This is a genomic window from Pseudomonas sp. NPDC089530, from assembly GCF_050280705.1.
Taxonomy (GTDB): domain Bacteria; phylum Pseudomonadota; class Gammaproteobacteria; order Pseudomonadales; family Pseudomonadaceae; genus Aquipseudomonas.
This window is the reverse complement of sequence record NZ_JBNNVU010000124.1, coordinates 1-12,655: the sequence shown is the minus strand read 5'-3', so window position 1 is coordinate 12,655 and position 12,655 is coordinate 1. Positions and strand designations below refer to the sequence as shown.

Genomic DNA, 12,655 nt, shown 5'->3' with positions numbered 1-12,655 from the left:
GGAGCGCAGGCGTTCGACCTGGAGTTCGGAAGACTGGCTGGAGACAGAGCGTTCAATGGTCCTGTTGGCTCCAGGGCGGCTTCGATCACCACCTTGGCCTTGCCGCGGCCCCAGGCGATTTCCGCGCGTTCGCGGACGAAGTCGGTGGTGAACAGTGGCTTGAGGGTTTTCTTGTCCAGTTCGGCCAGTTGCTCGGGCCAGCATTCGCCGTCGAGTTTCTTCAGGTCGAGCTTGGCTTTGGCCAGGTGCCAGTCGTACTCGTTGCGTTCCGACAGGCCGGCAACGCTCTGGCCGCGGGTCTTGAGGGTCTGGATCACTTCGTCGCCGTCGCGGCGCAGGCGCAAGGCGACCTTGGCGTGGGCCAGGTCGCGCTCGGGCGTATCGAAGTACTGGTTCATCAGTTCACGGTGTTCCCAGCCACTTTTGTTGCGTTTTTTCAGGAGCGGGTGCTCACGCAGGGCGGCGAGGGTTTCGCGGCTGACGCGGAGTTTGATTTCGGTTTCTTTCTGCATGGCCGGAAAATCCAGGATCGGGAGCGCAGCCGGGGGAATGTGTGGCTGCCAAGGCCGTGCAGTGTACAGGACTCGCCGCGTCCAGGCGTCGTGACGGTTTATTCCGCTCGCCGGATGGCTCTATGATGAACTTCGTCCAGGAGCCAGGGAGCCAGCGCATGCCATTGCCGTCCATGAAAGAGCAGTTCGCCGCGCTGATCGCCACGCCTTCGGTCAGTTGCACCCAGCCGGCGCTGGACCAGTCCAACCGGGCGGTCATCGACTTGCTGGCGAGCTGGCTCGGCGACCTGGGTTTTGCCTGCGATATCCAGCAGGTCAACCCCGGTAAGTTCAACCTGCTCGCCAGTTTTGGCAGCGGCCCCGGCGGCCTGGTGCTGGCCGGCCACAGCGACACCGTGCCGTTCGACGGCGCGCTGTGGCAGACCGACCCGCTGAAACTCACCGAGGTCGACGGCCGTTGGGTCGGCCTGGGCAGTTGCGACATGAAGGGCTTTTTCGCCCTGATCATCGAGGCGGTCCGGCCGCTGCTGGATCAGCCTTTCAAGCAGCCGCTGCTGGTGCTTGCCACCTGCGACGAGGAAAGCTCCATGGCGGGCGCCCGGGCCCTGGCCGAAGCCGGCCGGCCATTGGGACGCGCTGCGGTGATCGGCGAACCGACCGGGCTCAGGCCGATCCGCATGCACAAAGGCGTGATGATGGAGCGCATCGATATTCTCGGGCGCAGCGGCCACTCCTCCGACCCGAGCCTGGGCCACAGCGCCCTGGAAGCCATGCACGACGCCATCGGCGAACTGCGTGGCCTGCGCCTGGCGTGGCAGCGGGAATTTTGCAATCCGCAGTTCAGCGTGCCGTATCCGACCCTGAACCTGGGCTGTATCCATGGCGGCGACAATCCGAACCGGATCTGTGGCCAATGCTCGCTGGAGTTCGACCTGCGGCCATTGCCGGGCATGGACCCGCAGGCGCTGCGCGCGGCCATCCGGCAGAGGCTGCAACCCGTGGCCGAACGGCATCAGGTGAAGATCGACTACGCGCCGCTGTTTCCCGAAGCGCCGTCATTCGAACAGGCCGAAGACACCGAACTGGTGCGGATCGCCGAGCGCCTGACCGGTCATCGCGCCGAAGCAGTGGCGTTCGGCACCGAAGCGCCTTATCTTCAGCGCCTTGGCTGCGAGACGCTGGTACTGGGCCCGGGCGACATTGCCTGTGCGCACCAGCCGGGGGAGTACCTCGAAATGTCACGCTTGCAGCCTACCGTGCATCTATTACGCGAACTGATCGAACATTATTGCCTGACGCCGGCCTGAGTTTTCCCTAAATCACCGACGTCCAAGCCCGTACCTGAAGGAGAGCGAGCGTGTCGCCAAGCCTGTTCCGACGATAACCACCAGCCCGCTGTGCGTTTTCCCGTTTCGTCCTTTCATAGGCTGCTTCTTATTTACAGGCTCAGGTTATGCCCGAATACGTCAATTGGCTGCGTCACGCTTCTCCCTATATCAATGCCCACCGCGATTGCACCTTCGTCGTCATGCTGCCCGGCGACGGTGTCGAGCACCCGAATTTCGGCAACATCGTCCATGACCTGGTGCTGCTGCACAGCATGGGCGTGCGCCTGGTGCTGGTGCACGGCTCGCGTCCACAGATCGAAGCCCGCCTGGCGGCGCGCGGCCTGACCCCGCATTACCACCACGGCCTGCGCATCACCGATGCGGCGACCCTGGAATGCGTGATCGACGCCGTCGGCCAGCTGCGGATCGCCATCGAAGCGCGGCTGTCCATGGACATGGCGTCCTCGCCGATGCAGGGCTCGCGCTTGCGGGTGGCCAGCGGCAATCTGGTCACCGCCCGGCCGATCGGCGTGCTCGAAGGCGTCGACTATCACCACACCGGCGAAGTGCGGCGGGTCGACCGCAAAGGCATCAATCGCCTGTTGGACGAACGCTCCATCGTGCTGCTGTCGCCCTTGGGCTACTCGCCGACCGGGGAAATTTTCAACCTCGCCTGCGAAGACGTCGCCACTCGCGCCGCCATCGACCTGGGGGCCGACAAGCTGCTGCTGTTCGGCGCCGAGCAGGGGCTGCTGGACGAAAGTGGCCATTTGGTGCGCGAGCTGCGTCCGCAGCAGGTGCCGGCCCATTTGCAGCGCCTGGGCAGCAACTATCAGGCCGAGCTGCTGGATGCCGCGGCCGAGGCGTGCCGGGGCGGCGTAGGGCGCAGCCATATCGTCAGTTACGCCGAGGACGGCGCGCTGCTGACCGAGCTGTTCACCCGTGACGGTGGCGGTACGCTGGTGGCCCAGGAGCAGTTCGAACGGGTTCGCGAAGCAGCCATCGAGGACGTCGGCGGTCTGCTGGATCTGATCAGCCCGCTGGAAGAGCAGGGGATCCTGGTGCGGCGTTCCCGCGAGGTGCTCGAGCGCGAGATCGAGCAGTTCAGCGTGGTCGAGCGCGAGGGCATGATCATTGCCTGCGCGGCGCTCTACCAGATCGCCGATTCCGATGCCGGGGAACTGGCCTGCCTGGCGGTGAACCCCGAATACCGCCACGGCGGTCGTGGCGACGAACTGTTGGAAAGGATCGAAACCCGGGCCCGGGCCCAGGGCCTGAAGACCCTGTTCGTCCTCACCACCCGCACCGCCCATTGGTTCCGCGAGCGCGGTTTTGCGCCTAGCAGCGTCGAGCGTCTGCCTTCCGCGCGGGCCTCGCTGTACAACTACCAGCGCAATTCGAAAATCTTCGAAAAAGCCCTCTGAATACCCCGGCGTCCGGAAGCCCGCTCTTGACAGGAGCGGGTTTTTGCAGTGCCTGTCGCGGGTGGTTTTTCATGTCGGAAAAATAAATGCGGGCGATACAAAAACTGTAACAAATTGACGAGAGCATTAGCGTTTAGCCATGATTGCGTCGCCTTTTTGATACTGGGTGACGTATCTGGCCAGCGTTTTAACTGATCGATCTAAAGATCAGCAGGGAAATACCATTTAGGAATCAAAAGGAGCGCCGATACTTTGTGCCACGGCACAAAGGGTTGTGTCTCGTTATATTCCTGAACGGTATGAAAAATAATGAAATAATTCTTTTTGGGTTTATGAGAAATTCATTACCCTGCAAGGACCCAATCATCGCGATTAGACCTTGGTCGTAGACACAGTTGGTTACGATTGACTTATGAGTCACGGTCTGGCGCTAATCGCCCACCGATGGACCCGGGGCACAAGATCCTGGGCCTGAGTACACAAGAATTAGAAACGAGAGGAGCGAAACATGAACAAGTCCACCTTGGCCCTGGCTGTGGCCGTTGGGGTGATGGCGCAGCAGGCAGGCGCCGCCGGTTTCATCGAAGACAGCAAGGCCACTCTGGGTCTGCGTAACTTCTACATCAATACTGATAACCGTGATGCTGATACCAAGGCGTCCGGCGCACAGAACAAGCAGGAAGAGTGGGGCCAGGGCTTCCAGCTCAACTTCACTTCCGGCTACACCGAAGGCACCGTGGGCTTCGGTCTGGATGCTATCGGCCTGCTGGGCATCAAGCTGGATTCGGGCGGCGGCACCAACGGCGCCAATGCTACCTCTTATGGCGGCACCGTTTTCCCAAGCGAGTCCAACGGCAAAGCTGTTGATAACTTCTCCAGCCTGGGCCTGACTGCCAAAGCCAAGATCTCCCAGACCGAACTGAAGCTCGGCACCCTGCAGCCAAAGCTGCCGGTCATCGTAACCAACGATGGTCGTATGCTGCCGCAAACCTTCCAGGGCGGTCAGATCACCTCGAACGACATCAAGGACCTGACACTGGTCGGTGGTCAGATCGAGCACGCCAAGGGTCGTAACTCCAGCAACAACGAAGAACTGTCGATCGCTGGTGCGAACGCGCACACCGCTGCCGGTCGTGACAGCAACAAGTTCATCTACGGTGGTGGTGACTACAAGATCACTAAAGATCTGACGGCTCAGTACTACTACGGCAACCTGCAAGACTTCTACAAGCAGCACTTCGTTGGCCTGCTGCACAACTGGGCCATCGGCCCGGGCGTATTGAAGTCCGACCTGCGCTACTTCAACAGCCGCGACGACGGTGCCAACGGCCACGATCCGGCCTACTACACCACCGGCGACTACGGTACCGGCATCACCAAGGGCAAGGTTGATAACAACCTGGTCAGCGGCCTGTTCCTGTACTCGGTGAACGGCCATACCTTCGGTGGCGGCTATCAGGTCAGCAACGGCGACAGCGACTTCCCTTGGCTGAACCAGGGTGACGGTTCGTCGGCTTACCTGACCACCGACATGCAGATCTCCAAGTTCGCCCGTGCTGGTGAACGTACCTGGCAGGCTCGCTACTCCTATGACTTCGCCAAGGTCGGCGTGCCTGGCCTGACCGCCGGTGTGATCTATCTGCGTGGCGATAACATCGACACTTCCGGCAAAGAGGGTTCCGTTCTCCCTCAGCGTACCGTTTCGGCGACCAACGCCAGCGAGTGGGAACGCGACCTGACCGTGGCCTACGTGATTCCGGAAGGTCCACTGAAGAACCTGGGCCTGACCTGGAAAAACGCCATGTGGCGTAACGACATTCCTGGCCAGCGCTCGCAGGACGAAAACCGCCTGATCGTCAGCTACTCGATCCCGCTGTTGTAATCCGACGTAAAAACCTCGCCCGGCGCAATGCCGGGCGAGGTGTTGTCATCCAGGTCGGACCCACCCCCGCAGGTCCTTCCCGAATCCCCTCTTTACAGCTACTCAAGGCCTTCTCGAACCTTGTCGAGGATGGTGTGCCCTGGGCGGGTGCGAATCCAGTGAAGAGATTTTTAATATTCCTTTCAGGCCTAAATAAATCGATATTTATTCTTTTTAAATATCTCCAGGCGCAGGCAGAGTAGGGCTCATAACGCACTCACAGGAGCAGCAGCATGAGCCTCAGATTGGGCGATATCGCCCCCGACTTCGAACAGGATTCCAGTGCCGGCAAGATTCGTTTCCATGAGTGGCTCGGCGACAGCTGGGGCGTACTGTTTTCCCACCCGGCGGATTTCACCCCGGTGTGCACCACGGAGCTGGGGTTCACCGCCAAGCTCAAGGACCAATTCGCCCAACGCGGGGTAAAAGCCATTGCCCTGTCGGTGGACCCGGTGGACTCGCACCACAAGTGGATCGAGGACATCAACGAAACCCAGAACACCCTGGTCAATTTCCCGATCCTGGCCGACGCCGACCGCAAGGTCTCGGACCTGTACGACCTGATCCACCCGAATGCCAACGACACCCTGACCGTGCGTTCGCTGTTCGTCATCGACCCGAACAAGAAGGTGCGCCTGACCATCACCTATCCGGCCAGTACCGGGCGCAACTTCCATGAGATCCTGCGGGTGATCGACTCGCTGCAGCTCACCGACAACTACAAGGTGGCCACGCCGGCCAACTGGCAGGACGGTGACGAGGTGGTGATAGTGCCGTCGCTCAAGGACGAAGACGAAATCAAGCAGCGCTTCCCCAAAGGTTATCGCGCGGTCAAACCCTACCTGCGCCTGACGCCGCAACCCAATCGCTAATACCAGAGACCGTAGGAGCGCCCACGATAGGCACGACGCGAGGTTGTGGTGGTCACGGATGACGCCATCGCGGGCAAGCCTCGCTCCTACAGGTTATGTACCGCATCCATAAAGCAGGGGTTTTAGGCCGTTTCGACGGCCTATTTTTTTGCCTGGAGAATAGGCTCTATATATTCATTTAAAGAATAAACAAATGAATAAATAAGATTTATGGATATATGAATAGGCTGGTAAGGTCTGCTCAGCTCAGCGAGATCGCAAACCGCGAATCGCCCATTACCGTGAAAGGAACCCTCTGCATGCTGGTCGTCTCACTCGGTGGCAGTCCCAGCCAACGCTCCCGCTCCGGGGTGCTGCTGGAACACGCCAAACGCTGGTTGCAGCAACAAGGTGTGGAAGTGGTCGGCTATCAGGTACGGGATTTTCCGGCTGAGGATCTGCTCCACGCGCGCTTCGACAGCCCGCTGGTGATCGACCTGCTGCAACAGATCGAACAGGCCGACGGCCTGCTGATCGCCACCCCGATCTACAAGGCCTCGTTTTCCGGCGCACTGAAAACCCTGCTCGACCTGCTGCCGGAGCGCGCCCTGAATCACAAGGTGGTCCTGCCGATGGCCACGGGCGGCAGCATCGCCCACATGCTGGCGGTGGACTACGCGCTCAAGCCGGTGCTGTCGGCCCTCAAGGCCCAGGAGATGCTCCAGGGCATCTTCGCCGAGGACAGCCAGATCGCCTACGGCGAAGGCAGCGCCCAGGCGCAGCTGGCGCCAGCACTGGAGCAGCGTCTGCGCGAGGCGTTGGGACAGTTTCACAGCGCCATGGCGCGGCGTCCCAAGCCACTGGACCCGAATCTGTTGAATGACCGTTTGTTGAGTGCTCGCTGGAGCATCTAAGCCCCACCCGGAATTCGTATCACTGGCCTTACTCAGCCGCCAACGGCTTAGCAGGTGCAGCCAAAACCCAACCGCAAAAAGGAGAGCGCCATGCGCCCTGTGATTTTGCGTCGTGGTCTGGTCGCTCTGTTTGCTGCGGCTGTGTCCTTCGGCGCCATCGTTCAAGCCCAAGCAGCCGAAGCCCTGCGTATCGGTTATCAGAAGTACGGCACCCTGGTGCTGCTCAAGGCCAAGGGTTCGCTGGAGAAGCGCCTGGCGGAGCAGGGCGTGCAGGTGCAATGGACCGAATTCCCCGGCGGCCCGCAGCTGCTGGAAGGGCTGAACGTCGGCTCCATCGACTTCGGCGTCACCGGCGAAACCCCGCCGGTATTCGCCCAGGCCGCCGGTGCCGACCTGCTGTACGTGGCCTACGAGCCGCCGGCCCCGGGCAGCGAGGCGATCCTGGTGCCCAAGGACTCGCCGATCAAATCGGTGGCCGAGCTCAAGGGCAAGAAAGTCGTGCTCAACAAAGGCTCCAACGTGCATTACCTGCTGGTCCGCGCCCTCGAAGACGCCGGCCTCAAGTACAGCGATATCCAGACCGTATTCCTGCCGCCCGCCGATGCCCGCGCCGCCTTCGAGCGCGGCAGCGTCGATGCCTGGGTGATCTGGGACCCCTATCAGGCGGCGGCCGAGCAACAGCTGCAGGCCCGCACCCTGCGTGACGGCCGCGGCATCGTCGACAACCATCAGTTCTACCTGGCGAAGAAACCCTATGCGCAGCAGCACCCCGAGGTGATCAAGGCCCTGGTGGAAGAAGTGCGCGCGGTGGGCGAGTGGTCCAAGGCCAACCCGGACGAAGTGACCCAGCAGGTGGCACCACTGCTCGGCCTGCCGCTGGACATCACCCGGACCTCGGTGCAGCGCCAGGGTTACGGCGCGCAGTTCCTGACCCCGCAGGTGGTGGCGGCCCAGCAGAAAATCGCCGACAGCTTCCTCCAGCTCAAGCTGATCCCCAAACCCCTGAGCATCAAGGACGTGATCTGGACCCCTCCAGCCGCCGTTGCCAAAGCGCCGTAATCCGATTCCCTTAGGAGACAACTCCATGAGCCTCAATATTTTCTGGTTCCTGCCTACCCACGGTGACGGCCATTACCTTGGCACCGCCGAAGGCGCTCGCGCCGTCGATCACGGTTACCTGCAGCAGATCGCCCAGGCGGCCGACCGCCTCGGTTTCGGCGGCGTGCTGATTCCCACCGGTCGGTCTTGCGAGGATTCCTGGCTGGTGGCAGCGTCACTGATTCCGGTGACTCAGCGCCTGAAGTTCCTGGTCGCCCTGCGCCCCGGGATCATTTCCCCGACGGTAGCGGCGCGCCAGGCGGCGACCCTGGATCGCCTGTCCGGTGGCCGAGCGCTGTTCAACCTGGTGACCGGCGGCGATCCGGACGAGCTGGCCGGTGACGGCCTGTTCCTCGATCACGAAGAGCGCTATCAGGCCTCGGTGGAATTCACCCGCATCTGGCGCCGCGTGCTGGAAGGCGAAACCGTCGACTACGACGGCCAGCACATCAGTGTGAAGGGCGCCAAGCTGCTCTATCCGCCGTTGCAGCAACCGCGTCCGCCGCTGTACTTCGGCGGCTCCTCGGAAGCCGCGCAGGACCTGGCCGCCGAACAGGTGGACATGGTCCTGACCTGGGGCGAGCCGCCGGCCGCGGTGGCCGAGAAGATCGAGCAGGTCCGCGCCAAGGCCGCCAGGCAGGGGCGCAGCGTGCGCTTCGGCATCCGTCTGCACGTGATAGTTCGGGAAACCAACGCCGAGGCCTGGCAGGCGGCCGAGCGCCTGATCTCCCATCTGGACGACGACACCATCGCCCGGGCCCAGGCGTCCCTGGCGCGTTTCGACTCGGTCGGTCAGCAGCGCATGGCGGCCCTGCATGGCGGGCGCCGTGACAAGCTGGAAGTCAGCCCCAACCTGTGGGCCGGCGTCGGCCTGGTGCGGGGCGGCGCGGGTACCGCGCTGGTGGGCGACGGTCCGACCGTGGCGGCGCGGATGAAGGAGTACGCGGACCTGGGCATCGATACCTTTATCTTCTCCGGTTACCCGCACCTGGAAGAGCCGTACCGGGTGGCCGAGCTGCTGTTCCCGCACCTGGATATCCAGCGCCCCGAGCTGCCCAAGGGCGCCGGCTATGTGAGCCCGTTCGGCGAGATGGTCGCCAACGACATCCTCCCCAAAGCTGCGTCCCAGAGCTGAGGCGCGGCCATGAACGGACAAACCTTGTTGCACCGCCTGGCGCCCTGGGCCCTGCCGCTGCTGTTACTGGCGGTGTGGCAGCTGTCGGTCTCGGCCGGCTGGCTGTCGACGCGGATCCTGCCGGCTCCCAGCGCGGTGATCGAAGCCGGCGTCGGCCTGATCCGCAGCGGCGAAATCTGGACCCACTTGGCCATCAGCGGCTGGCGCGCGGCGATCGGCTTCCTGATCGGCGGCGGCATCGGCCTGGCCCTGGGGTTCATCACCGGCCTGTCGAAGTGGGGCGAACGCCTGTTGGACAGCTCGGTGCAGATGATCCGCAACGTGCCGCACCTGGCGCTGATTCCCCTGGTGATCCTGTGGTTCGGCATCGATGAGTCGGCGAAGATTTTCCTGGTGGCCCTGGGCACCCTGTTCCCGATCTATCTGAACACCTACCACGGCATTCGCAACGTCGACCCGGCGCTGGTGGAAATGGCCCGCAGTTATGGCCTGGGCGGCTTTGCCTTGTTCCGCCAGGTGATACTGCCCGGCGCCTTGCCTTCGATCCTGGTGGGCGTGCGTTTTGCCCTGGGCTTCATGTGGCTGACCCTGATCGTCGCGGAAACCATTTCCGCCAGCTCCGGCATCGGTTATCTGGCGATGAACGCCCGGGAATTCCTGCAGACCGACGTGGTGGTATTGGCCATCGTCCTGTATGCGCTGCTCGGCAAACTGGCAGACCTCGCGGCGCGGAGTCTGGAACGCGCCTGGTTGCGCTGGCATCCGGCCTATCAAGTGGCCAGGGGTGGTGCGCAATGACGGCTCAACAACCTCCACGCCTGCTGCGCGGTATTCCACTGGTGGTGCGCAAGCTGCAAAAGACCTTCGGTGCGCGCCAGGTATTGCGCGAGATCGACCTGCACATTTCAGCGGGTCAGTTCGTCGCGGTGGTCGGCCGCAGCGGCTGCGGCAAGAGCACCTTGCTGCGCCTGCTGGCTGGCCTCGACCAACCCAGCGGCGGGCAACTGCTGGCCGGCGCCGCACCGCTGAGCGAGGCCATCGAAGACACCCGCCTGATGTTCCAGGAGGCGCGCCTGCTGCCCTGGAAGAAAGTCATCGACAACGTCGGCCTGGGCCTCAGGGGCGACTGGCGTCCCCAGGCCCTGCAAGCCCTCGAGGCGGTGGGCCTGGCCGATCGCGCCAACGAGTGGCCGGCGGCCTTGTCCGGCGGCCAGAAGCAGCGCGTGGCCCTGGCCCGGGCGCTGATTCACCAGCCGCGCCTGTTGCTGCTGGACGAACCGCTGGGGGCGCTGGATGCCCTGACCCGGATCGAGATGCAGCAACTGATCGAACGCTTGTGGCAGCAGCATGGCTTCACCGTCCTGCTGGTGACCCACGATGTCAGCGAGGCGGTGGCGGTGGCCGACCGGGTGATCCTGATCGAAGACGGCGAGGTCGGTCTCGACTTGCTGGTGGAGTTGCCGCGCCCACGGGTGCGGGGCTCCCATCGACTGGCTGCACTGGAGGCCGAAGTCCTCAACCGCGTGTTGTCGCTGCCCGGGTCGCCACCCGAGCCGGAACCCGTTTCACCCTTGCCCACGCAATTGCGCTGGGCGCTGTAACACCCACTCAGACCTTTACCAAGACAGGAATCGACACCATGACTATCAAGGCCATCAACGTTCGCAACCAATTCAAAGGCACCATCAAGGAAATCGTCGAAGGCGACGTGCTGTCGGAAATCGACGTGCAGACGGCATCCGGCATCGTCACTTCGGTGATCACCACGCGCTCGGTCCGGGAACTGGAACTGGCGATCGGCAGTGAAGTGATCGCCTTCGTGAAGTCCACCGAGGTCTCGATCGCCAAGTTGTGATCGATGCGCGACAGCCGGCCCCGGATGGCGTGAGCCCTTCGGGGCTTTTTTGTGGGCGGTGACCGCTACAGGGCGGGGCGCTTGGGCAGGTAGGGCGGCAGGTACAGCCCCAGGTAGGCGTCGAACACCCGCATGCCTTCTTCGGCCATGCGCCCGGTGATCTGCCCGTGCTGCTGCACCGAGCGGGCGTAGACGCGGTCGCCCAGTTCCATGGCCAGGGCGAACACATCGACATCCTCGGGCAGCGCCGGTAGCGCGAAATGCCGGTCGAACAGTTTATGCATCAGGTCGCCCAGCTCGATGTCGTGCTGGCGGTCGGCCTGGGTGACCTCGGTTAGGCCATGCTGGGCCAGGATCAACTGGCGGGCTGCGGCGTCGGCGTCGTAGATGGCGAGCATGCGCTGCTCGACCAGGCGCGACAGGTCGTGCCAGTTGGTCAGGGCGGCGTGGTCGATGGGTTCTTGCAGGCAGGCGCGGAACGCGGCGTGGACGTCGGCGGTCAGGGCTTCGAGCAGCGCAGGGACGCTGGCGAAGAAGTGATAGACCGAGGAGGGCGGAATCTCCGCGCGTTCGGCCACGCTGTAGATCGACAGGCTGGCCACGCCCTCGGCGGCAAGCAGGGTACGGGCGGCATCGAGTATCGAGTCGATCCGGGCCTGGCTGCGTGCGCGGGGTTTGCGGGGTGTGGCTACGCGTGTCATGGGAGTCTCCTGCGGGGCAGCGGGCATTGTACGAGGCGTGTTGGGTGTTGTCTGCCAGGACGCTTTCGCGGGCAAGCCTCGCTCCTGCGGGGCCGAGGTGTATGCAATGGCTCTTGTAGGAGCGAGGCTTGCCCGCGATCCGCCGAAAGGCGGGCATAAAAAAACGCCACAGGCTTTGCGGCCTGTGGCGTCGTTTTCTGGCTGCGGCCGCTTACACGGTATGCAGGTACCAGTTGTACTCGAGGTCGGAGATCGAGTGTTCGAACTCTTCCAGCTCGCTCTCTTTACAGGCCACGAAGATATCGATGTATTTCGGGTCGATGTACTTGGCCATGACTTCGCTGTCGTCCAGCTCGCGCAAGGCATCGCGCAGGTTGTTCGGCAGGCTCTGCTCGTTCTGCTCGTAGGAGTTGCCTTCGGTTGGCGCGCCCGGCTCGATCTTGTTGGTCAAACCGTGGTGCACGCCCGCCAGGACCGAAGCCATCAGCAGGTACGGGTTGGCGTCGGCGCCGGCCACGCGATGTTCCAGGCGGACCGCGTCGGCGGAACCGGTCGGCACGCGCAGGGCGACGGTGCGGTTGTCCAGGCCCCAGCTCGGCGAGTTCGGTACGTAGAACTGCGCGCCGAAACGACGGTAGGAGTTGACGTTCGGGCAGAGGAAAGCCATCTGCGCCGGTAGGGTCTCGAGCACACCGCCGATCGCGTGACGCAGTGCGGCGTTCTGCTCGGGATCCTCGCTGGCAAAAATATTCTTGCCGTCCTTGTCCATGACCGAAATGTGCACGTGCAGACCGTTGCCCGCCTGGCCCGGATAAGGCTTGGCCATGAAGGTGGTGTCCATCTCATGGTCGTAGGCGATGTTCTTGATCAGACGCTTGAGCAGTACCGCGTAATCGCAGGCCTTGATCGGGTCGGC

At 63.0% G+C, this 12,655-nt stretch carries 13 protein-coding genes; 10 read left to right on the top strand and 3 right to left on the bottom strand.

Features of this window, described 5'->3' with window-relative positions; translation table 11 throughout:
- Nucleotides 1–512: inorganic triphosphatase (locus ACQKQA_RS27745; RefSeq protein WP_427564411.1), on the bottom strand; the 512-nt coding region annotated here is incomplete at its 3' end.
- Between the two features lie 158 nt (nt 513–670).
- Here ACQKQA_RS27745 and argE point away from each other — a divergent pair.
- The 10 genes from argE to ACQKQA_RS27695 all read left to right on the top strand — a co-directional run bounded on the left by argE (nt 671) and on the right by ACQKQA_RS27695 (nt 11,038).
- Nucleotides 671–1,819: an acetylornithine deacetylase gene (gene argE, locus ACQKQA_RS27740; protein WP_427564410.1), complete on the top strand. Its 1,149-nt coding sequence runs from the start codon at nt 671–673 to the stop codon at nt 1,817–1,819.
- 146 nt (nt 1,820–1,965) lie between these two features.
- Nucleotides 1,966–3,264 (top strand): amino-acid N-acetyltransferase, encoded by a 1,299-nt coding sequence (argA, locus tag ACQKQA_RS27735; protein WP_427564409.1) that lies wholly within the window; start codon nt 1,966–1,968, stop codon nt 3,262–3,264.
- Between the two features lie 508 nt (nt 3,265–3,772).
- Nucleotides 3,773–5,146: an OprD family porin gene (locus ACQKQA_RS27730; RefSeq protein ID WP_427564408.1), complete on the top strand. Its 1,374-nt coding sequence runs from the start codon at nt 3,773–3,775 to the stop codon at nt 5,144–5,146.
- 272 nt (nt 5,147–5,418) lie between these two features.
- Nucleotides 5,419–6,057, top strand: coding sequence for a peroxiredoxin (locus ACQKQA_RS27725; protein WP_427564407.1), 639 nt, complete (start codon nt 5,419–5,421; stop codon nt 6,055–6,057).
- 299 nt (nt 6,058–6,356) lie between these two features.
- Nucleotides 6,357–6,950 carry an NADPH-dependent FMN reductase gene (gene ssuE / locus ACQKQA_RS27720; RefSeq protein ID WP_427564406.1) on the top strand — a complete coding sequence of 198 codons (594 nt, stop codon included), beginning with the start codon at nt 6,357–6,359 and terminating at the stop codon, nt 6,948–6,950.
- Nucleotides 6,951–7,040: 90 nt separating this feature from the next.
- Nucleotides 7,041–8,009 (top strand): sulfonate ABC transporter substrate-binding protein, encoded by a 969-nt coding sequence (locus ACQKQA_RS27715; RefSeq protein WP_427564405.1) that lies wholly within the window; start codon nt 7,041–7,043, stop codon nt 8,007–8,009.
- Between the two features lie 25 nt (nt 8,010–8,034).
- Nucleotides 8,035–9,183: an FMNH2-dependent alkanesulfonate monooxygenase gene (ssuD, locus tag ACQKQA_RS27710; RefSeq protein WP_427564404.1), complete on the top strand. Its 1,149-nt coding sequence runs from the start codon at nt 8,035–8,037 to the stop codon at nt 9,181–9,183.
- 9 nt (nt 9,184–9,192) lie between these two features.
- The gene (ssuC, locus tag ACQKQA_RS27705; protein ID WP_427564403.1) at nt 9,193–9,981 is read left to right on the top strand and encodes an aliphatic sulfonate ABC transporter permease SsuC; all 789 of its coding nucleotides are present in this window, start codon (nt 9,193–9,195) and stop codon (nt 9,979–9,981) included.
- A complete protein-coding gene (gene ssuB, locus ACQKQA_RS27700; protein ID WP_427564402.1) occupies nt 9,978–10,784 on the top strand; it encodes an aliphatic sulfonates ABC transporter ATP-binding protein in 807 nt (268 codons plus the stop codon). Before ssuC ends, ssuB begins: the two co-directional genes overlap by 4 nt.
- Nucleotides 10,785–10,822: 38 nt before the next feature.
- Nucleotides 10,823–11,038, top strand: coding sequence for a TOBE domain-containing protein (locus tag ACQKQA_RS27695; RefSeq protein ID WP_007928303.1), 216 nt, complete (start codon nt 10,823–10,825; stop codon nt 11,036–11,038).
- A gap of 65 nt (nt 11,039–11,103) precedes the next feature.
- Here the strand turns inward: ACQKQA_RS27695 and ACQKQA_RS27690 are convergent, their stop codons facing one another.
- Both ACQKQA_RS27690 and ACQKQA_RS27685 read right to left on the bottom strand, forming a co-directional pair.
- Complete coding sequence (locus tag ACQKQA_RS27690; protein ID WP_427564401.1) at nt 11,104–11,739, bottom strand: TetR/AcrR family transcriptional regulator; 636 nt, start codon at nt 11,737–11,739, stop codon at nt 11,104–11,106.
- 211 nt (nt 11,740–11,950) lie between these two features.
- The coding region (locus ACQKQA_RS27685; protein WP_427564400.1) for a glutamine synthetase family protein at nt 11,951–12,655 on the bottom strand (705 nt) is incomplete at its 5' end.